Origin of the sequence: Parvimonas pharyngis (assembly GCF_046569675.1) — a bacterium.
Taxonomy (GTDB): Bacteria; Bacillota; Clostridia; order Tissierellales; family Peptoniphilaceae; genus Parvimonas.
Window position 1 is genome coordinate 1 of sequence record NZ_JBKICJ010000006.1, and the last position, 21,557, is coordinate 21,557.

The 21,557-nt window shown below is 30.4% G+C and carries 14 protein-coding genes and 1 rRNA gene; 2 read left to right on the top strand and 13 right to left on the bottom strand.

The window, feature by feature from the left end:
* Positions 1-52: 52 nt before the first annotated feature.
* From ACLGL0_RS06915 to ACLGL0_RS06975, 13 genes are all read right to left on the bottom strand, one after another.
* A 16S ribosomal RNA gene (locus ACLGL0_RS06915) occupies positions 53-1,578 on the bottom strand.
* Between the two features lie 313 nt (positions 1,579-1,891).
* Positions 1,892-3,022 (bottom strand): acyl-CoA dehydrogenase family protein, encoded by a 1,131-nt coding sequence (locus tag ACLGL0_RS06920; protein WP_411014140.1) that lies wholly within the window; start codon positions 3,020-3,022, stop codon positions 1,892-1,894.
* 159 nt (positions 3,023-3,181) lie between these two features.
* Complete coding sequence (glpK, locus tag ACLGL0_RS06925) at positions 3,182-4,684, bottom strand: glycerol kinase GlpK (protein WP_411014141.1); 1,503 nt, start codon at positions 4,682-4,684, stop codon at positions 3,182-3,184.
* A gap of 9 nt (positions 4,685-4,693) precedes the next feature.
* Positions 4,694-5,353 (bottom strand): hypothetical protein, encoded by a 660-nt coding sequence (locus ACLGL0_RS06930; RefSeq protein ID WP_411014142.1) that lies wholly within the window; start codon positions 5,351-5,353, stop codon positions 4,694-4,696.
* A gap of 1 nt (position 5,354) precedes the next feature.
* On the bottom strand, positions 5,355-6,209 hold the full coding sequence (locus ACLGL0_RS06935; RefSeq protein WP_411014143.1) for an ATP-binding cassette domain-containing protein: 855 nt from the start codon (positions 6,207-6,209) through the stop codon (positions 5,355-5,357).
* A complete protein-coding gene (locus tag ACLGL0_RS06940; protein ID WP_233055817.1) occupies positions 6,210-6,899 on the bottom strand; it encodes a 5'-methylthioadenosine/adenosylhomocysteine nucleosidase in 690 nt (229 codons plus the stop codon). It abuts the gene before it with no gap.
* Positions 6,900-7,970: 1,071 nt separating this feature from the next.
* Positions 7,971-9,779 carry an oligopeptide ABC transporter substrate-binding protein gene (locus tag ACLGL0_RS06945; RefSeq protein WP_411014144.1) on the bottom strand — a complete coding sequence of 603 codons (1,809 nt, stop codon included), beginning with the start codon at positions 9,777-9,779 and terminating at the stop codon, positions 7,971-7,973.
* Between the two features lie 474 nt (positions 9,780-10,253).
* Complete coding sequence (locus tag ACLGL0_RS06950; RefSeq protein WP_411014145.1) at positions 10,254-12,035, bottom strand: oligopeptide ABC transporter substrate-binding protein; 1,782 nt, start codon at positions 12,033-12,035, stop codon at positions 10,254-10,256.
* 318 nt (positions 12,036-12,353) lie between these two features.
* On the bottom strand, positions 12,354-14,129 hold the full coding sequence (locus ACLGL0_RS06955; protein ID WP_411014146.1) for an oligopeptide ABC transporter substrate-binding protein: 1,776 nt from the start codon (positions 14,127-14,129) through the stop codon (positions 12,354-12,356).
* Between the two features lie 306 nt (positions 14,130-14,435).
* The gene (locus ACLGL0_RS06960; RefSeq protein WP_411014147.1) at positions 14,436-16,220 is read right to left on the bottom strand and encodes an oligopeptide ABC transporter substrate-binding protein; all 1,785 of its coding nucleotides are present in this window, start codon (positions 16,218-16,220) and stop codon (positions 14,436-14,438) included.
* Positions 16,221-16,644: 424 nt separating this feature from the next.
* Positions 16,645-17,715, bottom strand: coding sequence for a hypothetical protein (locus tag ACLGL0_RS06965; RefSeq protein WP_411014148.1), 1,071 nt, complete (start codon positions 17,713-17,715; stop codon positions 16,645-16,647).
* 1 nt (position 17,716) lies between these two features.
* Positions 17,717-18,697 carry a DUF1700 domain-containing protein gene (locus ACLGL0_RS06970; RefSeq protein ID WP_411014149.1) on the bottom strand — a complete coding sequence of 327 codons (981 nt, stop codon included), beginning with the start codon at positions 18,695-18,697 and terminating at the stop codon, positions 17,717-17,719.
* A complete protein-coding gene (locus tag ACLGL0_RS06975) occupies positions 18,687-19,013 on the bottom strand; it encodes a PadR family transcriptional regulator (protein ID WP_411010432.1) in 327 nt (108 codons plus the stop codon). Before ACLGL0_RS06975 ends, ACLGL0_RS06970 begins: the two co-directional genes overlap by 11 nt.
* A 344-nt stretch (positions 19,014-19,357) precedes the next feature.
* On the opposite strand from ACLGL0_RS06975, the gene ACLGL0_RS06980 reads away from it, so the two are divergent.
* A complete protein-coding gene (locus ACLGL0_RS06980) occupies positions 19,358-19,714 on the top strand; it encodes a Spx/MgsR family RNA polymerase-binding regulatory protein (protein WP_411014150.1) in 357 nt (118 codons plus the stop codon).
* Between the two features lie 21 nt (positions 19,715-19,735).
* On the top strand, positions 19,736-21,472 hold the full coding sequence (locus ACLGL0_RS06985) for a M3 family oligoendopeptidase (RefSeq protein WP_411014151.1): 1,737 nt from the start codon (positions 19,736-19,738) through the stop codon (positions 21,470-21,472).
* Positions 21,473-21,557: the final 85 nt, after the last annotated feature.

Below are 21,557 nucleotides of genomic sequence, written 5' to 3' on the forward strand. Positions count from 1 at the left end.
AGTGATAAAACTAAGAATTAAATTTTGAACTGTCGTTCTTAGTACTCCTTAGAAAGGAGGTGATCCAGCCGCACCTTCCGATACGGCTACCTTGTTACGACTTCACCCCAGTCATTAACCCTACCTTCGACGCCTTCCTCCTTGCGGTTAGATCGGCGGCTTCGGGTATTGCCAACTCCCATGGTGTGACGGGCGGTGTGTACAAGACCCGGGAACGCATTCACCGCGACATTCTGATTCACGATTACTAGCAACTCCGACTTCATGTAGGCGAGTTGCAGCCTACAATCCGAACTGAGATTGGCTTTTAGAGTTTTGCTTGACATCACTATCTCGCTTCTCGTTGTACCAACCATTGTAGCACGTGTGTAGCCCAAGACATAAAGGGCATGATGATTTGACGTCATCCCCACCTTCCTCCGATTTATCATCGGCAGTCTCTCCAGAGTCCCCACCTTTACGTGCTGGTAACTGAAGATAAGGGTTGCGCTCGTTGCGGGACTTAACCCAACATCTCACGACACGAGCTGACGACAACCATGCACCACCTGTATAGCTGTCCCGAGGGACTTATCAATTTCTCAATAACTCAACTATATGTCAAGCCTTGGTAAGGTTCTTCGCGTTGCTTCGAATTAAACCACATGCTCCGCTGCTTGTGCGGGTCCCCGTCAATTCCTTTGAGTTTCAGTGTTGCCACCGTACTCCCCAGGCGGAATGCTTAATGTGTTAACTTCGGCACCGAGATTTGACTCCCAACACCTAGCATTCATCGTTTACGGCGTGGACTACCAGGGTATCTAATCCTGTTTGCTCCCCACGCTTTCGTACCTGAGCGTCAGTAAAAGTCCAGAAAGTCGCCTTCGCCACCGGTATTCCTCCTAATATCTACGCATTTCACCGCTACACTAGGAATTCCACTTTCCTCTCCTTCACTCAAGCCTTCCAGTTTCAAGTGCTTAATGAGGTTAAGCCTCACGCTTTCACACCTGACTTAAAAGGCCGCCTACGTACCCTTTACGCCCAATAATTCCGGACAACGCTCGCCCCATACGTATTACCGCGGCTGCTGGCACGTATTTAGCCGGGGCTTCCTCCTATGATACCGTCATTATCTTCTCATAGGACAGAGCTTTACGATTCGAAAACCTTCTTCGCTCACGCGGCGTCGCTGCATCAGGGTTTCCCCCATTGTGCAATATTCCCCACTGCTGCCTCCCGTAGGAGTCTGGACCGTGTCTCAGTTCCAGTGTGGCCGTTCATCCTCTCAGACCGGCTACTGATCGTTGCCTTGGTAGGCCTTTACCCTTCCAACTAGCTAATCAGACGCGAGCCCATCTTACACCGATAAATCTTTGACCCCTATACCATGCAGTATTGTGGTCTCATGCGGTATTAATCGTCGTTTCCAACGGCTATCCCCCTGTGTAAGGTAGGTTGCTCACGTGTTACTCACCCGTTCGCCACTTTCATTTTACTTCCGTCCCCGAAGGTCCTTCCATAAAAATCACGTTCGACTTGCATGTGTTAAGCACGCCGCCAGCGTTCGTCCTGAGCCAGGATCAAACTCTCTATTAAAAGTTCGTCTGCTCTCGCTGACTTTTTGTTACACCAAATTATTGTTTTTCTTTGTACTCTCAAAGTTTTTATCACTGTTTACTTTTCTTGGTTCATTGTCACACTTACTGCGACCTTAATATTATATCACTTGGATACTCCTTTGTCAACACTTTTTTTAAATTTTTTTAAAAATATTTTTAAAGGATTAAATATTAGTCCGTTTACATGTGTCTATATATTATATCAATCTAGTTTTATTAAGTCAATACTTATCTATAAATAAAAAAGGAATCCAAAACGGATTCCTTATTATCTTATTATATAGTAACTTTTACAAAATTGAATTTCCTGTTATGTTCTTTCCTACCCATGATTTTAAAACATCTATACTTGGGAACATAACTTGACTTGCATAAGCGTCTCTCATTAATCTTTCGATATTTCCTTTTCTATTGTATGCTTGTCCACCACCAATTCTCATTGCAATATTTGCATTTTCAATTGAATTTTCAGAAGCTATTATTCTAGCAGTCATTATTTTTCTAAATCCATCTTCTTCTAATTTACTAAATGAATTAACAGCTGATTCTAAAGCTCCTTTTGCAGCTAGTACATTTGCATATAGTTTTGATAAATGAACTTGAATAGGTTCAATGTCTGCTAGTGAACTTTCACCGTATTTTCTATTTTCTGCATGATATAAAGCTGATTCAAATAATGATTGACATACACCTGAATAAACTCCTGCAAGTCCAGTCATAAAGTATATTACATCTATATTCACTTCATAAGGTTGAGGACAAGTTTTTCTGCAAATTTTAATTCCATATTTATTGTCTAATTTTATATTTTCCATAATCATTGGACAGGAGTTATTACCCTTCATTCCAATTCCTCTCCAATCACTTTCTTTAAATGATAACCCTTCTGATTCTCTTGGTATTAACCAGTTTTTCATTTCACCTTTAGAATTTTTAGGAACTGAAATTAAATAGTAATCAGCATAGTTAGCTGATGTAATCATACTTTTAACTCCATTAATTGCTGCATGATCTTCAAACTCCTCCAACTGTGTTTGAGATTTGAATACATGTACTCCAGTTTCAAATTCACTTCTAGCTAGTGATAACATTTTATTGTTTTCGACAACTTCTTTAATAATGAATTTTTTGAAGTCTTCATCTGCAAATGTTAAAACAAATTTTAATGCAACATTATGCATTGTATATCCTAACCCAACTGTTGCAGCACCTTCAGCAAATGCTTGAGTAATAAAAGCTTGTGCCTCTGGACCTGCACCTTCTCCGCCGTATTCAGTTGGAACTAAAACTTTAAAAAATCCTTCTTCTTTGATTTTGTCAAATATTTCTTTTGGGAATTTTCCTTTTTCATCAATTTCTTCTGCCACTGGCTTTATATACTTGTCAGAAAATTCTTTTGCCCATTTATAGTAATCTCTCATCTCTACCTCCTAAAATTTGATTATTTGAATTATACCCCTAACACTCGACATTAACATTAAAATTTTCTATGCTAATTTTCTGTTATAAATAAAATTTATGGATAATTTCGCAAACAAAAAAAGACTCAATTCAATTAAACTGAGTCTTTAAAATATACCTTATTCTTCATCTTTATCCCAATCAAAAGTTCTTTTTACAGCTTTTCTCCAGCCCTTTAACTTTTTCTTTCTATCTTCATCGCTTATTAAAGGTTGAAATATTTTATCTTTTTTCCAAATATTTTTAATTTCATCTGTACTTTTCCAAAAGCCCACAGCAAGCCCTGCTAGGAATGCACAGCCCATTGCTGTTGTTTCAAGAATTTCCGGTCTTGTAACTTCTGTATTCAACATATCTGATTGAAATTGTAGTAAAAATCCATTAGCACTTGCTCCACCGTCAACTTTTAAATTTTGAATTTTTATATTTGTATCTTCTTCTATGCAGTTAAAAACATCCACACATTGATACGCAATTGATTCAAGCATCGCACGAATTATATGTTCTCTTTTTGTTCCTCTTGTAAGTCCAAAAATTGCTCCTTTTGCATTCATATCCCAGTATGGAGCTCCAAGTCCTGTAAATGCCGGAACTATGTATACGCCATCAGTATCATCAACTAATTTTGCATATTGTTCAGATAAACTCGCATCATATAGTAGTCTAAGCTCATCTCTTAGCCATTGAATTCCTGCTCCTGCAATAAATATACTTCCTTCAAGAGCATATGTAACTTTGCCATTAATTCCCCAAGCTACAGTTGTCAGTAAACCATTTTTAGATTTTAGAACATCTTCTCCTATATTCATTAAAAGGAATGCTCCTGTTCCATAAGTGATTTTAGCTTCAGCTTTTTCAAAACAAGTTTGTCCAAAAAGAGCTGATTGTTGATCTCCTATAACTGCAGAAATCGGAATTTGAGCTCCACCAAATGTATATTCATCAGTATATCCATATATTTCACTCGAATCTTTAACTTCTGGTAACATTGACTTTGGTATATCCAAAATCTTTAAAATATCTTCATCCCATTGTAGAGTATTAATATTAAATAACATTGTTCTTGAAGCGTTTGAATAATCAGTTATATGCACTTTTCCTCTTGTTAAGTTCCAAACTATCCAAGTGTCAACAGTGCCAAATAACAATTCGCCTCTTTTTGCTCTTTCTCTTGCCCCTTCAACATTATCTAGTATCCATTTTATTTTTGTGGCGGAAAAATAAGCATCAAGTTTTAAACCAGTTTTTTCAAAAATCAAATCTTCATATCCAGCTTTTCTTATTTCTTCACAAATCTCAGCAGTTCTTCTACATTGCCAAACTATTGCGTTATATATTGGTTTTCCAGTTTCCTTTTCCCATATAATCGTAGTTTCTCTTTGATTTGTTATTCCAATCGCCTTTACTTCATTAGGTCTTACGAAGTTTCTTTCTAAAACTTCTCTACAAACTCCTGATTGTGTAGCCCAAATATCCATTGCATCATGTTCAACCCAACCAGCCTTAGGAAAAATTTGTTTGAATTCTTTTTGAGAAACTCCTTTTATTGTTCCATTGTTATCAAACAAAATAGCTCTTGAGCTTGTAGTTCCTTGATCTAAAGCCAATATATATCCGTCCATAAAAACCTCCTAAGCTCTTATATCAATATTTAATATCCACTTTCTATTAGCACGTGCTAAGTAAAATTGTAAACAACAAAACAATACAACAATAACTGCCAAAACAATAATTGTATAATACTCTTGAACATTAGGATATACAATTCTATATATATAAGTTAAAAGAATAACTCCAAATGAGTACATATATCTATAGAAAGTTTTATGAACACCCTTGCCTTTTTTCATAGAAATATTTTTATAAAGTAATGATATAAAAGTTGCTAATTCAGCACTAACACATATCGATAAATAGATTACAACTAAACGAATAATAGTCTCTAAATCCATAATATTTGAAAATAATTTCGCATAGAAAATTTCAAATAAAAATATCAATAAAAAGAAGGCTAAACTATAAATCATACAACTTAAAGTTTTTATATTTGCTATTTTCTTTCTGCTAAAACCATTTATAAACAATTGATTTATAATGTTTTTTCCCGAAAAAATAAATGTTAAGAAAATCGCAACTAAAACGGACATAAATACATCTGTATCAAGATAAATATCAAAATTCAATAGTTTTGCTATTGCTAAAAATACTAATTCACTTAAAACAGAAAATAAAATTCCAGCAAGAAAAGTATCAAACAATACTCTTAAAGAATAATTTAATCCCTTTTTCAACTTAACGACCTCCTTCTTCAGAAGCAGTAATAGCTTCATATAATTCTTTCAAGGAAACAGTTCTGCTCGCATGAGCTCTAACTTCATCCTCATCATTAGCTAGAATATAAGCTATTTTCAATTTAGAAAAGTTTTTAAGCGTTCTAATCGCCAACACATTTCTATCCTTAACAGCTGTGCCAATAAGATCAACAGAACCGGAAATAGAATAAACCATTTTTTTAAGTTTTTCTCTACTTTCAAAAAGTACAACTTTTTTATCTTTTATAATTATTATATAGTCAAGATAATCAAAAAAGTAATTTGCATTTTTACTATGAATAATTGGAGTATAGCCTCTTCTTCTATAATTTCCCATTAAAATATCACTTAATTTTCTAATATCCAGACTTGAAAGTCCAATTTCTGGTTTATTAAATAGAAGATATTTTTTATTCATACAAATTGTAACAATAGTTCTAAAAATAGTGCAATTTTGAACATTTTCCTCTGCTTTAAACTTGCTATCTAAATCTATTTTAAAGGATTCACAAAGCTCTAATGCATAGTCTAAATCAAATTCGGAATTAAATTCAGAAATTGTCTTTAAAACCTGTCTTAATGTATATCCATTATAAAATTCCATTTTTGGACACATATATATCAAATCTCTTGCGTTTTCAGGAGCTTTTCCATCAATCAAAACAGTTCCATCTTCTTGAAAAGTATAATTACATAGAATATTAAAAATAGTCGTTCCACCAGAATTAACTCTTCCTAAAATTCCATATGTTTTTCCTTCTTTAATTTCTAAATTAAAATCATCAATTGCAACAAATTTGCCGTAGTTTTTCTTTAAATTTTTAATTTCAATCATCTATATTTCCTCTATAATATCCAAAATAATACTCTTAACAACCTTTGCTGACTCTAAAACAAAAGTTTCAAAATCACAATCTGCCTCTTCGTTTGCATTATCAGATATTGAACGTAAAGCTAAATATCCAACATTGTTTAAATGACAAGTATGCACGATAGAGCAACTTTCCATTTCACAACAAAGAGAGTCAAAATTTTCTTTAATCCTATCTTTAATTTCCTTTTTAGCTACAAAAATATCCCCAGTAGCTATAATTCCTTTAAAAATTCTATTTTCAGGAAGAACTTTTAAAGCCTTTTCATAAGAAATATCAACTAATTTTTTATCAGCAATAAATTTAACATCACGAAGTGCTGGTATTTGTCCCATTACATAACCAGCTTCTGTACAATCAAAATCATGATAGAAATATTCTGTGCCTATAACTAAATCGCCAATTTTTACTTTATCATCAGTAGAACCAGCAACACCAATATTAATAATAACGCTCGGAGAGAAGTTGTCAATCATGCTTTGAGTATAAATTGCAGAATTTACCTTTCCTACACCGCAAATTCCTAAAACAACTTCCTTATTAGAAATATTTGCAAGGTAAAAAGTAAAATAACCCTTTGTAACTTTTTTTGTTTCAATTTTATCTATAATTTCCATTAGCTCTTCATCAAGAGCACTTATAATACCTATCATACAACCACCTCGTCATTATTTTTTTAATTTTTTCAGGATTTTTATTTTTTAAATTTTATTTAAGGTTAATATGGCAAAATATATATATCTTAACCAAGATAAATAAAAATTTAAATTAGTATTACATAAAAATGTAAACTAATAAATCATACTTTAAAAATAATTCCCCAATAATAAAGTATGAAACCATAAAACCTTATACACCAAATCTTTTTTGATAATTTTTAAGATGGGTGTAGAATTATCTTACTCAATGTAAAAGTACTAAAATGAAAGTAAAATAATTGTGTCTTTATCATTTTGCATAAAGGCACTTTTATTTTGCCTAAATACTATACCATAATTTCTTTAGATTATTTTTTATGGCAATTATGGTTCAATATTTATAGATTAAAACAAAGTTTTAATCTATAAATATTATATCATACACCACAATTATAAAAAAGGGAATTTTCCCTATTTTTCAAAGTTTTTCAAAAAAAAAAAAAAACGCAAAGACAAAAATTATACTTTATCTTCGCTCTTAATGTATTGTATATACATATTGAAATTATATTTTTTTATTTCTTTCAGAAATATTATTGTTTGTAAACAAACAATAATTGAGATCTCTCCGCTCCGTTACTCTCCGGTCGAGATGACGTGTTTGGGGTTCTTCTTTTTTAATTGCTATGACGTGAACTATTTTGTTTTATAGCCTATATTTTTAAATAAGTTTATATGATTTTTTACTATATTTTTTCTACTACATTTAAAAAGATATTTTGGAGTTTATTTACTCTTAACGTCTAGCTATTAAACAACGATTATTCCCTTATACGTCATCTTGAGCGAAACGTAGCATAGCGAACCGAAGTCAATCTAGCCCTAACTTTGTTTACTCGTAAACAAAAGTAGGTCTGACGCAAAGATTGTTCAAATCTTTGATTTGAGTACAATCGACTGTGAAGATCTCATACTTTTGCTTTAGCAAAAGTAAATGTATCGTAGATACATTGGGTACCCAAAAACCTTGTTGTTTCACAATAAAAAAAAGTGTGGAAATTTTCCACACTTTATTTTTAATTATTTCTATTTATCAACTTCTGGTGATTCTTTAGTTAATTCTAAGTCAGAATTTCTAAATGGAGCTTGTCCTTCTTTAGGTAAAGAAATATCATATTTTTTAACTCTATTGTTAACAAATGATTTTGTAGTATGTGAGAAAGTTGGAATTACTATAGCTTCATCAACAACTAAGTACTTACTTAAATCTTTATAATGTTGTAATCTAACATTTGGATCAGTGTTATCAAGAGATACTATATTAGCTAATAATTTATCTAATTCTGGAGAAGCAAATCTTTGGAAGTTATATACTTCATGTCTTCCGTAGAAACCAGTTGGGTCTGGGTTAGAACCTGTACTCCATCCACCCATGTAAGCATCGATTTCTGGATCATCTTTTTCTATTTTTTCATAGAATGAGTTGAATTCAATTAATCTTCCAGTAACAAGTTGAACATCAAGACCGATTGCTTTCCATTGTTGAATTAGGAATTGAACTGTTGGTTCTTGAGTAGCACCACCTTGCATTGCAGCAAAGTTAATCTTTAATGGTTGTCCATTTTTATCTTCTCTTATTCCGTCGCCATTAGTATCTTTGTATCCAGCTTCATCAAGAACTTTTTTAGCTCCTTCTAAATCATATTTAATTCCTTCGAAGTTATTATCATAAATTGTAGAGAACATTGGTGGAATTAATTGATATAGAGGAATACTTAAATTATTTTGTAATTTCTTATTAACAGTATCTCTATCAACAGCCATTGCCATAGCTTTTCTTAAGTTCTTATCAGCCATTTTTGCATTAGGATCTGTAACAACTTCGTTCTTTTCTTTGTTCCATTTTCCTAATTTGAATGAAATATATCCATATCCACCATAGTAGTTACTTGCTATTTTACCATTCTTTAATTCTGCAAATTTTTCATACAAATCAGATCCAAATGTATCAATAATATCATATTCACCTGATTTAGCAGCTGCTACTACTTGTGCAGATGGAACTGCTTTGATTTCCATTTTTGGAGTCTTTGGTTTACCAAATGCATAGTATGGGTTAGCTTCAGCTATAACTTGTTGTCCAGGAACTATTTCTTTGATTACATAAGGTCCAAATGATAATGGATGTTTTCTTGTAGCATCAGCTGTTGCTTGTTCTTTAACAGGAATATCTTTGTAAACATGGTCTGGTACTGGATTGAAAGGAATTCCCTTACCCCAATATATAGAGTGGTCAAATTCTTTAAAGCTTATTTCTAAAGATTTATCAGAAAGTATTTTAACCCCTGATACTTCTTTTGATTTTCCATCATGATATTCTTGCATACCTACTACGTTCATGTAGTCAGTACCGAAACGAACTCCTTCATAATCTGGATGTCCGATGATTAAATAATATCTTAAAAAGTCTTTTGCAGTAACTGGAACTCCGTCACTCCAAGTTGCTTTTTCATGAATTGTAATAATTGCTTTCTTTTCTTCTTTTTTAAATTCGATCTTACCTAGTCCTGTATTACCAAGTTTTTGGTCAGGGTCTCCATCAAAGAAGCCTCCCATACCAACCCAGTTCATAATAGTCATATCGAAGTTATCATTAGCGAATGCTTCGTGGAATACACCCTTGAATGGTGATTCAGCAATGATACCAATTTTTATAGTACCATTTTCGATTGGTGTTCCTTCATTTTCAACTACTGGATTTGGTTTAAATCCTGATTCTTCTTTCTTTCCGCTGTCTTTGCTGTCTTTGCCATCTTTTCCAGTTTTAGCTCCACAGCCTGAAAGTATCATCAAACTAGCTAATGCTAAAGCTGTTAATTTTGACGCTTTTTTCATCTTAAGTCTCCTCCTTGAGAAAAAAATAAATATTTTTCAAGATAATCGTTTTCTAATTTATATCACACAAAAAATTTAGTTCTACTGTGATTTTATATGAGTATAACTCAACACTTAAGAAACATATCTTATCTTTACAACTAGAATTATAGCATAACATTTCCTAAAACAAAAGTTTTTTTTTGATAAATTAAAATATAGACAAAATTATTAACTATAATAATGTTTTAACACTTAACTTATTCATTTAGCTTTTTATTTCAAGCAAAAAATTTTTTGTATATAAAATCCCTTATTTTCAATATTTTAATTATTTTTTTTACTTTTAAAATTAAAAAAATATTAAAATTTTTACTTTTGAAAAAAGTTACATTTTTTTAATAATTTCCTGATTTTGTAATTCAAATCACATTTTTAAAGTTTTTTTACAAAAAAAGAAACCACTTTCGTGGTTTCTTATTAATAATTTACTTACTATTTAACTGGTTCTTCAGAAGTTAATTCAACATCATATAATCCAAAGCCAGAGCCTGGAGTTATATCCCATTTCTTAACTCTGTTGTTTACAGCAACTATATTTTTTCTAAATAGAGTTGGTACAACTGGTGCATTTTCAAACATATAGTTTGCAAATTCTTTGTATGCTTTTGATCTAAAATCTTTATCTACTGCTTCTACAGAGTTTATCTTAGCTAAGATAGCATCTAATTCTGGAGATGAAAATCTTGAGAAGTTAAATGCAGCTTTTCTTCCGTAAAGATTAGTTGGATTAGGGTTTGATCCTGTTCCCCAAGCTCCTTGGTAAACATCTATTTCTGGATCATCATTTTGAATTTTTTCGTAGAATGAGTTAAATTCAATTAATCTTCCAGTAGCAAGTTCAACATCTAATCCGATTGATCTCCATTGTTGGATATAGTAGTTAGCAATAGGTTCTTGAACAGCTCCACCTGACATTGAAGCGAATTTAATTTTGAATGGTTGTCCATTCTTATCTTCTCTTAATCCGTCTCCGTTAACATCTTTGTATCCAGCTTCATCAAGAAGTTGTTTTGCTTTTTCAACATCTAATGTATATCCTTTTAATGAATCATCATAGAATTCTTTAAATGCAGGAATCATTAATTGTGTTGCATTTCTTCTTAAACCTTGGAAGAATTTTGATCCAACTGCATTATTGTCAATTGCATAAGCCATAGCTTGACGTAATTTAACATCTGCCATCTTTGCATTAGGGTCAGTTACTACTTCACCTTTTTCTTTATCCCATTTACCTAGTTTAAATCCTATATAAGTATAAGATAATTCATCTTTAATACCAAGTTTAATATTTTTTAAATCTTTAACTTTGCTATAAAGATCTGAATTCAATCCAACAGTTACATCATATTCTCCAGCTTGTAATGCAGCAACGATTTGTGCTGATGGTACAATTTTCCAAATAACAGTTTTAACTTTTGGTTGTCCTTTATAGTAATATGGGTTAGCTTCAAAAATTACTTGTTGTCCAGGAACTATTTCTTTAATATAGTAAGGTCCTGGAGATAATGGGTTCTTTCTAGTTATGTCATGAGTTTCTTGTTCCTTAACAGGAATATCTTTTAACTTATGACTTGGAACTGGCTCAGATGGAATTCCACCACCCCAAAGGATACTAGGAGTGAATTCTTTAAAATTAACTTCAAATTGTTTATCACTTAAAGTTTTGAAACCTGATATTTCTTTAGCTTTTCCATCATGATATTCTTCAATACCAACTACATTTCTTATATCGCCAGTAAAACGAACACCTGTGTAGTCTTTATCAGCTATAATTTTATAGTATTCTAAGAAGTCTGCTGATGTAACAGGAGTTCCATCATTCCATGTATATTTTTCATTAATAGTTACAATTATTTTCTTTTCTTCTGGTTTAAATTCAACGTCAGCACCGCCGCCGTTTACAATTTTAAAGTTTTCATCAACTTTGAATGTTCCACCAGCTGAATACTCTAAAATTTGCATATCTGGATCTGCTGTTGCGAATGCTAAATGGAAAATACCTGTAAATGGTGAGTCACTAATATAAGCAACTTTTAATGTAGCATTTTCTACTGGAGTTCCTTCGTTTTCAACAACTAAGTTATCTTGAACCCCAGCTTCTTTCTTTTCTTCTTGTTTAGTGCCGTTAGATTCTTTCTTTTCACTCTTACCACAAGCGGAGAATAAAAAAGATGTTGCTAGACACAATGCAACTAATTTTGATAATTTTTTCATATCTTTATCTCTCCCTTTTCTAATAAATTTACACGAATTACGGATCGCGCATAGATGGATTATAGACTTTAACAATAATCCTCTTTATTGTATTAAATAAAAACTTACAAAATAAAGAAGCCCCCAGTTTGCTTCCCTTTCCGTTAACTCTATTTAACTTTGAACTATTATACTATATAAAAATTATTTTTGCAATACTTTTTTAGAAAAAAATAAACTTTGTTTTTAAAATAACATAAAACTTAGGAAAATAACATTTTCCCGTTAAGTAAATAAAAAAGAAACCACTTTCGTGGTTTCTTATAAATAATTTACTTACTATTTAATTGGTTCTGGTGCTGTTAATTCAACATCCTTAACAGTAAATGTAGATCCAGGAGTTATATCCCATTTCTTAACTCTGTTGTTAACTGCAACTATACTCTTTCTGAATAGAGTTGGTACAACAGGAACATTTTCAAACATGTAGTTTGCAAATTCTTTGTATGCTTTTGATCTATAGTCTTTATCTACTGCTTCTACAGAGTTTATCTTAGCTAAGATAGCATCTAATTCTGGAGTTGCATATCTTGGGAAGTTGAATGCAGCTTTTCTTCCGTAGAAAGCTGTTGGGTTAGGGTTTGATCCTGTTCCCCAAGCTGCTTGGTAAACATCAATTTCAGGATCGTCTGCTTCAACTTTTTCATAGAAAGAGTTAATTTCTATAAGTCTTCCATTAGTAAGTTGAACATCTAATCCGATTGATTTCCATTGTTGCATATAGTATTGAGCTATTGGTTCAGCAGTAGCTCCACCTGACATTGAAGCGAAGTTAATCTTGAATGGTTGTCCATTTTTATCTTCTCTTATTCCATCGCCGTTAACATCTTTGTATCCAGCTTCATCAAGAAGTTGTTTTGCTTTTTCAAGATCTATTGTATATCCTTTTAATGATTCATCATAATATTCTTTAAATGCAGGAATCATTAATTGTGTTGCATTTCTTCTTAAACCTTCATAGAATTTAGTTCCTACTAAGTTATTATCAATTGCGTAAGCCATAGCTTTACGTAATTTAACATCTGCCATCTTTGCATTAGGGTCAGTTACTACTTCACCTTTTTCTTTATCCCATTTACCAAGTTTAAATCCTATATAGCTGTAAGATAAGTCATCTTGAACTCCTACTTTAATATTCTTTAAATCTTTAACTTTACTATAAAGGTCTGCATTTAAGCTAACAGTTATGTCATATTCTCCAGCTTGTAGCGCTGCAACGATTTGTGCTGATGGAACTACTTTCCAAATAACAGTTTTAACTTTTGGTTGTCCTTTGTAGTAATATGGGTTAGCTTCAAAAACTACTTGTTGTCCAGGAACTATTTCTTTAATATAGTAAGGTCCTGGAGATAATGGGTTCTTTCTAGTTATGTCATGAGCTTCTTGTTCCTTAACAGGAATATCTTTTAACTTATGACTTGGAATTGGTTCATAAGGAATTCCACCACCCCAAAGGATTCCTGGGTTAAATGTTTTGAAATTAATTTCAAATTTCTTATCACTTAAAGTTTTAAAACCTGAAATGTCTTTAGTTTTTCCAGCATGATATTCATCTATACCAACTACATTTCTAATATCATCATCAAAACGGATACCTGTGTAGTCTTTATGAGCTACTATCTTATAGTATTCTAAGAAGTCTGCTGATGTAACAGGAGTTCCATCATTCCATGTATATTTTTCATTAATAGTTATAATTACTTTCTTTTCTTCTGGTTTGAATTCGATATCGGCACCACCACCGTTGATTATCCTGAAGTTTTCATCAACTTTAAAAGTTCCACCTGCACAATAAGTCATAATTTCTAAGTCTGAACTATTTTGTGAAAAAGCATAGTGGAAAATACCTGAAAATGGAGAGTCGCTTATATAAGCAATCTTTAAAGTAGCATTTTCTACAGGAGTACCTTCGTTTTCGATAACTAAGTTATCTTGAACTCCAACTTCTTTCTTTTCTTCTTGGTTTGTTTTACTCTTGTTATTACTTTTACCACAAGCAGTAAATAAAAACGATGTTGCTAAACACAACGCAACGATTTTTGATAATTTTTTCATATCTAAATCCCCCTTTATGTATTTGTACGAATTAAGTACCGCACACGAGCGACAAAACACGTTAACAATCGCTCACTTTATTGTGTTATACAAAAAGTACAAATTTAAGAAGTGATAACAAACACTTCTTTTTTGTTACTTCTCTTCAACTTTACAATATTATACTATATAAAAAATCTTTTTGCAATAGTTTTCTGTAAATTTTTTATTGATTTTTCAAAATATTTAGGAAAATACTATAACATTTTCCTATTAAGAAAACAAAAAAGAAACCACTTTCGTGGTTTCTTATAAGTAATTTACTTACTATTTAATTGGTTCATCAGCTGTTAATTCAACATCGAATATAGTAAAGTTATTTCCTGGAGTTATATCCCATTTTTTAACTCTGTTGTTAACTGCAACTATACTCTTTCTGAATAGAGTTGGTACAACTGGAACATTTTCAAACATGTAGTTTGCAAATTCTTTGTATGCTTTTGATCTATATTCTTTATCTATTGCTTCTACAGAGTTGATTTTGTTTAGTATAGCATCTAATTCTGGAGTTGCAAATCTTGGGAAGTTAAATGATGCTTTTCTTCCGTAAAGACTAGTTGGGTTAGGGTTTGAACCTGTTCCCCAAGCAGCTTGGTAGATATCTATTTCTGGATCATCTGCTTGAACTTTTTCATAGAAAGAGTTAAATTCTATAAGTCTTCCATTAGTAAGTTGAACATCTAATCCGATTAATTTCCATTGTTGGATATAGTAATTTGTAATTGGTTCTGCTATTGCACTACCTGACATTGAAGCGAAGTTAATCTTAAATGGTTGTCCATTTTTATCTTCTCTTATTCCGTCTCCATTAACATCTTTGTATCCAGCTTCGTCAAGAAGTTGTTTTGCTTTTTCTAAATCTATTGTATATCCTTTAATTGAATCATCATAGAATTCTTTAAATGCAGGAATCATTAATTGAGTTGCATTTCTTCTTAAACCTTCATAGAATTTAGTTCCTACTAGGTCATTATCTATTGCATAAGCCATAGCTTGACGTAATTTAACATCTGCCATCTTTGCATTAGGATCAGGTATAGCTTCACCTTTTGCTTTATCCCATTTACCTAACTTAAATCCTATATAACTGTAAGATAAATCATCTTGAACCCCTACTTTAATATTAGAAAGAGCCTTTACTTTGCTATAAAGATCTGCATTTAAGCTAACAGTTAAGTCATATTCACCAGCTTGTAGAGCTGCAACGATTTGTGCTGATGGAACTATCTTCCAAACAACAGTCTTAACCTTAGGTTGACCTTTATAGTAATATGGGTTAGCTTCAAAAATTACTTGTTGTCCAGGAACTATTTCTTTAATATAGTAAGGTCCTGGAGACAATGGATTCTTTCTAGTAATGTCATGAGCTTCTTGTTCTTTAACAGGAATATCTTTTAACTTATGACTTGGAACAGGTTCAAAAGGAATTCCACCACCCCAAAGGATAGCTGGGCTAAATGATTTAAAATTAATTTCAAATTTCTTATCACTTAAAATCTTAATACCTGAAATATCTTTAGCTTTTCCATCATGGTATTCATTTATACCAACTACATTTCTAATTTCATCATCAAAACGAACACCAGTATAGTCTTTATGAGCTACTATCTTATAGTATTCTAAAAAGTCGGCTGATGTAACAGGAGTTCCATCATTCCATGTATATTTTTCATTAATAGTTATTATTACTTTCTTTTCTTCTGGCTTAAATTCAATATCAGCTCCACCACCATTAGTTAACTTATAGTTTTCATCCATTTTAAACGTTCCATTTGTACTATAAGCCAAAATTTCCATATCTGGATTTCCAGTTGCAAAAGCTTGATGGAAAATGCCTGTAAATGGAGAGTCGCTTACATAAGCAATTTTTAATGTAGCATTTTCTATAGGAGTTCCTTCATTTTCAATAACTAAATTATCTTGAACTCCAGAATCTTTTTTCTTTTCTTCTTGTTTAGTTCCGTTAGATTCTTTCTTTTCTGTCTTACCGCAAGCAGTAAATAAAAACGATGTTGCTAAACACAACGCTATGATTTTTGATAATTTTTTCATATCTAAATCCTCCTTTATGTATCTGTACGAATTAAGTATCGTACTTCGAGTAATTAGGTACGTTACCAGTTACTCACTGTATTGTGTTATAAAAAAGTCCAAAATTAAGAAGTGACCAGGACACCTCTATCTCATTACTTCTCTTTAACTTTATCATATTATACTATATAAAAAATCTTTTTGCAATACCTTCTTAAACTTTTTTGCAATTTTTATATAATTTATATTTTATTTATGAAATTAATTACTGTGAATTTATGCTGAAGTGGCTATCTTACTAATTTTGTCAAAAATTTTATATTATATAATTATAGTTCGAAAAAGTGGCTTTAAAATAATTCTTTAATAAATTTTTTCTATTTAAAAAATTCATATATCTCCTATCTTTTATACAAAAAAGCAGACAAATAATTGTCTGCTTTTTTTATTTAATCTCTTTTAAATCTACAATTTTATCTAATTTACTTTTAATAAGCGAACTATCCATTGCTGTTCTAAAAATTTTCTCACTATCAATATATATAGTCTTTCTTGTACTATTTTTATTTTCACTTGATTTATTAATTGTAAAACTCTTTTCCTCACCATTTACTTTATATTTTACAACTATCTCTCCTGACATTGGCATTCCTTCAATAATTACCTTCTTTGCTCCAGTAATATTCAAATCAGTAGTTAAGGAATTCAAATCAACTTCAACAAAGTCTTTTACATTTTTTGTATCTACATTGACTTCTGGCAAATCATCATATTCCTCTTCATATGAACTCTTATCTCCTGATATGAGTAATTTTTCAATATTTGTAGTAGTATAATTCAATTTTTTTAATTTTATTTTTGGTATTTCGATTATTTCATCATTTACATCTTTTATTGTAAACTCATTAAATTGATTTAAAATATTTCTTATAGTTCTATCAAAAAATAAATCTTTATCATATACACCATAAGTCAACTCTTTTTTTAGTAAATCATTATTTTTATTATCTTTTGATATTCCCATAATTTCAATAGGATTTTTAACTTCAATTATAATTTTAGTCTTATCTTCCATATTATCCATTTTTGAGAATGTAGATGAAAATTTATTGTACATAACTGAATCTTCTATTATTTTACCAATAAAATTGAATCTTGAAAATTCTTCCTTTTTAATAGTTTTTGTTACTACATTAATTTTATTTTCATTTTTTTTATCAAAAACTACTTCATTTTCAAAATATTTATCCTTATAAATTACAGTTATATGATTATAATCATCCTCACTTTTCTTGATTTCTACATTATCTCCATTATATTTGATTAAGTCTACATATTTTATTTCCTTGTCAGTTTTCAAAATCTCTTTTGTAGTATAAGTCAATTTTTTCTCAATTTCTTCATCAACTCTCTTTTGAACTTCACAAAACATTTTGTAAGAACCTGTAAATCCTACAGCAATTAAACAAAATGAAACAATCGCTAATACTTTTAATTTAAAATATTTTCCTTTCATATTAGTCCTCCTTTGTTTTTTGCAAATAAACTCTTGAATACATAAATTTTATTTTTATCCAATCATTATATTTTAAAACTAATCTATATATAAATATTGAATAATATTTTATCAATATGCACATTGCAATAAAAAGTCCTATCGCAAGCATTATTGGAAAAACTATCCATAATGAATTAAGAGATAATGTTGATAAAGCTGTTAACACAACTGGAGTTAAGAAACTTGCAAGTCCAACTCCAAAAATAGTCATTCCTACGAATAAAAACCAAATTCCACCTAAAACTATAAAAATTACAGCGCATACTAGCGAAATTAATACAAGAGAAAATATTCCCTTTGAAAATATGAATATTAATATTAAATTTAAAATGGACATTATAAATGCTAAATCAAATCCTACGCTTAGTATATTACCAGTTCCTCTAAATGCAAATAGTCCAAACAATAAAATAAAAATTATATTTACAAATGTTAGTAATTTTCCTTCTTTTGTTTGTAGCCCTTTATTTGTTCTAACTAAAAAAGACATTGAAACTACATATATTCCCAACATTTCAGTTATACCTATTAGTGAATATAAACCTAAAAACATCTCTACAATTGAAAAAATTGCCAGAAACATAAAAGTGAAAATTCCATATTTTTCAAATAATTTATCACATTTATTTTCTATTATTTCAATTTCTCCACTTTTGTTTTTATCTGAAAGTCCTTTTTCAAACCAGCCGTCAAATTTTTTACTCAAATTATAAAAAGCACCTTTCTTACTGGAAATGTTTTTTTCTTCTTCCCTTATCTCTTGAACAATTTTCTTAGGAGAACCAAGCTCTAAAATTATTTCTTCTTCTGTTTTTCCATCAAGTTTTCCATTTAAAAAATATTCTTCATAATCTCTAAGAATATCTAAACTTTCCTCTTCTGAGTAAAATTTTAAGAGATAATCTCTTAAAACATCTAAATAATCATTTTTAGTTATCATTATTTTCACCTCTCTTTAAAATACTATCCATTCCGTTTTTTAATTTTTCCCAAGAATTTAATTGTTTTTTATAAAATTCAATTCCTGAAGCTGTAATTCTATAATACTTTCTTGCAGGCCCTTCATTAGACTCAACAATATATGTTTCAAAATAACCTTCTTTACTCAGACGTCTTAGAATAGGATAAATAGTTCCTTCACTTACTTCAATCGATTTAGAAATACTTTGAACAATTTCATATCCATACATATCTTTGTCGATTAAAAAACTTAAAACACAGAGATCTAATAGACCTTTTTTTATTTGCGTATCCATTTTTACCTCCTTTTTAGTTTATATTATATCTTTATATATATTCTATCATACTACTATATATTACACAATACCTTTTATTGTATTTTATTAAATATTTTTTACTACATTAAATTTTTTCTATATAAATAATAAACTTATGTTGATTTTATTTTAAATTAGTGATAGAATTAAATTGATAAAATAGTTAAGTTAATATGCTAATTTTTAATTTTACCCTATATAACATGAAATACTGAAAAAGCGATTTCTTTTATGATTTTTTTTGATATTATCGTTATAAATGGGTATTTTATAAATGCATTTAAAATTTGGAAAATTTATAAATCATTATGGGAGGTGTTATAATGAAAATTTTATTCGAATATCCAAATTGTACAACTTGTAAAAGAGCAAAAAAATTCCTAAAAGACCATGATATTGAATTTGAAGAGATAAGCCTTAAGGAGAAAACTCCAACAAAATCTCAAATAAAGGCAGTTCAAGGAAGCATGGGACTTAAAAGACTTTTCAACACTAGTGGTAAAACATATAGAGATTTAAATTTAAAAGAAAATTTTGATGATCTATCTGCAGAAGAAGCTATTAAGTTATTAGTTAAAGATGGCTCTCTTATTAAAAGACCTGTATTAATTGATGAGGAAAACAAAGTTTTTCTAATTGGATTCAAAGAAAAGGATTGGAATGTTTTACTTAAAAAATAATTTATTAAGGAGAGAGAAAATATGGAGCAACAGTATTCATTAGTTGAAATTTATCCTTCTTATGAAAGTGCTGAATTTCAAAACGATTTCAAAAGAATAGACAGTTTATTTGCTGAATTCGACAAAATTAAATTAGAGGATAACATTGATTGTGTAAAATCAGTTATTAAAAAACTAGAAGAAATTAACACAACAATTTTTAGACTTTTTACTTATATCGAACTTAATCAAGCAATAAACACAACTGATGAAAAGACAACTTATTATAGCAATAATTTGAGTGCTAAACTTTCAGATTATGCTAAAACATTTACAATAATAGATAAATTCTTAGGTTCTATCACTTGTGATATTACTCAAGATGAATATTTAAAACAATATGAATTCTTCTTTAAAAACAAAAAAGAAGCATTAAAACATGTATTACCAGAAGATATTGAAGAAGTTATTGCAAAAATGAAACTTTCAAGCTCAAATGCTTGGGAATTTATGTTCAACTTCTTAACTTCTAAAGCATCAGTGGAATTTAGAGGCGAAGAAAAAACTCTAAGTGAAATCAGAAACTTAGCTTATTCTGAAGATGCACAAACAAGAAAAGAAGCATTTTATAGTGAATTGAAACTTTACGATAGCATAAAGGATTCAATAGCTTTCTCATTAAATAATATTAAACAAGAAGTTAATACAACTTCAAAAATGAGAGGTTTTGAATCAGCTCTTGCTGAATCTTTAGAAAATTCAAGATTAAAAAGAGAAACATTAGATGCTCTTTGGTCAAGTATTGATGATTACCTACCTCATTTTAGAAAATACTTTAAACATAAAGCAAAACTTTTAGGTTATGAAGGTGGATTAAAATTCTATGACCTATTCGCAAGTATTGGAGAAAGCAATAGAACATTTACAGTTGAAGAAGCTCAAGAATTTTTATTAAAACATTTTGCAACTTTCTCAGATGATATGGTACAAATGGTTAAAGGTGCTTTTGATAATAACTACATTGACTACTTCCCTAGAAAAGGAAAAGTTGGCGGTGCATTCTGTAGCAACCTTCCTTATATAAAGCAATCAAGAGTAATGATGAACTTTGACGGAAGTCTTTCTTCAGTATTAACTCTTGCACATGAATTAGGTCATGCTTACCATGGACTTCATGTTGAAAATCATTTACCTTTAAACTGGGATTATCCAATGCCAGTTGCTGAAACAGCATCAATTTTCAATGAAAACTTAATAATGTCCGCAGCATTAAATGAAGCATCCGAAGAAGAAAAGATTACATTAATGGAATCACAAATTTCAGACTGTGCTCAAATCACTGTTGATATATATTCAAGATTTTTATTTGAAAAAGAAGTTTTTGATAGAAAACTTGACCACTTTATGATGAGTGAAGAACTTGAAGAAATTATGAGAAACGCTCAAGAAAAAACTTATGGAGACGGACTTGATCCTGAAACTTATCACCCATTTATGTGGGCTTGTAAACCTCATTATTATTCAGCAAGTTTCTCATTCTATAACTATCCATATTCATTTGGTGGACTTTTCTCAAGAGGTCTTTATGCAATATACAAAGAAAATCCTGAAGGCTTCGTAGAAAAATATCAAGAACTTTTACACGCAACAACAATTAACACTTGTGAAGATGTTGCAAAAGTTATGAATATTGATTTAACTAAAAAAGATTTCTGGTTAAAATCTCTTGAAAGCATTAAAGAAGAAATTGACGAATTCATAGAATTAACAAGTAAATAATTATTAAAAATGGCGATAACTAATCGCCATTTTTTATGTCTAAAAACAAAATTAATATATTTTCCTTTTTTTGTTTAAAGTGTTG

Coding starts and splice junctions, on each gene's coding strand:
- ACLGL0_RS06975 (WP_411010432.1), bottom strand. CDS start 19,013: ATGGATACGCAAATAAAAAAAGGTCTATTAGATCTCTGTGTTTTAAGT.
- ACLGL0_RS06980 (WP_411014150.1), top strand. CDS start 19,358: ATGAAAATTTTATTCGAATATCCAAATTGTACAACTTGTAAAAGAGCA.
- ACLGL0_RS06945 (WP_411014144.1), bottom strand. CDS start 9,779: ATGAAAAAAGCGTCAAAATTAACAGCTTTAGCATTAGCTAGTTTGATG.
- ACLGL0_RS06955 (WP_411014146.1), bottom strand. CDS start 14,129: ATGAAAAAATTATCAAAAATCGTTGCGTTGTGTTTAGCAACATCGTTT.
- ACLGL0_RS06950 (WP_411014145.1), bottom strand. CDS start 12,035: ATGAAAAAATTATCAAAATTAGTTGCATTGTGTCTAGCAACATCTTTT.
- ACLGL0_RS06935 (WP_411014143.1), bottom strand. CDS start 6,209: ATGATTGAAATTAAAAATTTAAAGAAAAACTACGGCAAATTTGTTGCA.
- ACLGL0_RS06960 (WP_411014147.1), bottom strand. CDS start 16,220: ATGAAAAAATTATCAAAAATCATAGCGTTGTGTTTAGCAACATCGTTT.
- ACLGL0_RS06920 (WP_411014140.1), bottom strand. CDS start 3,022: ATGAGAGATTACTATAAATGGGCAAAAGAATTTTCTGACAAGTATATA.
- ACLGL0_RS06940 (WP_233055817.1), bottom strand. CDS start 6,899: ATGATAGGTATTATAAGTGCTCTTGATGAAGAGCTAATGGAAATTATA.
- ACLGL0_RS06965 (WP_411014148.1), bottom strand. CDS start 17,715: ATGAAAGGAAAATATTTTAAATTAAAAGTATTAGCGATTGTTTCATTT.
- ACLGL0_RS06970 (WP_411014149.1), bottom strand. CDS start 18,697: ATGATAACTAAAAATGATTATTTAGATGTTTTAAGAGATTATCTCTTA.
- glpK (WP_411014141.1), bottom strand. CDS start 4,684: ATGGACGGATATATATTGGCTTTAGATCAAGGAACTACAAGCTCAAGA.
- ACLGL0_RS06985 (WP_411014151.1), top strand. CDS start 19,736: ATGGAGCAACAGTATTCATTAGTTGAAATTTATCCTTCTTATGAAAGT.